The organism is Megasphaera sp. AF13-6AC (assembly GCF_027685385.1).
Taxonomy (GTDB): Bacteria; Bacillota; Negativicutes; order Veillonellales; family Megasphaeraceae; genus Megasphaera; species Megasphaera micronuciformis.
In genome coordinates, this window is sequence record NZ_JAQCUN010000199.1 from 896 (window position 1) to 1658 (window position 763).

General features: G+C 46.0%; 2 protein-coding genes. Both read right to left on the bottom strand.

Annotated elements, in window-relative coordinates:
• Positions 1-219: GTP-binding protein (locus PGX78_RS08080; protein WP_270446413.1), on the bottom strand; the 219-nt coding region annotated here is incomplete at its 3' end.
• A 36-nt stretch (positions 220-255) separates the two neighbouring features.
• Positions 256-726, bottom strand: a complete 471-nt coding sequence (gene rpsG / locus PGX78_RS08085; protein WP_006941712.1) for a 30S ribosomal protein S7 — start codon at positions 724-726, stop codon at positions 256-258.
• Positions 727-763: the final 37 nt, after the last annotated feature.

The following is a 763-nucleotide window of genomic DNA, read 5'->3' on the forward strand; positions in this document are numbered from 1 at the left end:
TTTCCAATGAGCTGTCGTAGCTGCGGACGTGATCGTAATACCGCGTTCCTGTTCCTGTGCCATCCAGTCCATAGTAGCGGCGCCGTCATGGACTTCGCCGATCTTATGTACACGGCCGGTATAGAAAAGGATACGTTCCGTCGTCGTGGTTTTACCGGCATCGATGTGAGCCATGATACCGATATTTCTTGTTTTTTCCAAGGAATATTCTCTTGCCACGATGTTCTTCCACTCCTCAATAGTAGTAACTTACTCTTACCAACGATAATGAGCGAACGCTTTGTTTGCTTCCGCCATCTTATGAGTATCTTCTTTCTTTTTGATAGCGGCGCCGGTATTGTTGAATGCGTCCATCAATTCGGCAGCAAGTTTTTCTTTCATTGTACGTTCACCGCGTTTACGCGCATAGCCTACAGTCCAACGGATACCGAGGGACAATCTGCGATCTGCACGAACTTCAACGGGAACCTGGTAGTTAGCACCGCCGACACGGCGAGCACGAACTTCCAAAACAGGCATAACGTTGTTTAAAGCCTGTTCAAATACTTCCATAGGGTCTTTATTCATTTTGGAACGGATAATATCGAATGCATCATAAACGATGGATTCGGCAACACCCTTTTTACCGTCCAACATTACTTTGTTAATGAAGCGCGTAACGAGTTTGGAATGATATACCGGATCCGGCAATACATCGCGCTTCGGCACGGGGCCTTTTCTAGGCATGTCTAATTCCTCCTTAAATGTAAGTTATCAATTACTG

What these genes read in the sequence shown, in the direction of transcription:
- rpsG (WP_006941712.1), bottom strand. Translation starts at nt 726, where the DNA reads ATGCCTAGAAAAGGCCCCGTGCCGAAGCGCGATGTATTGCCGGATCCG.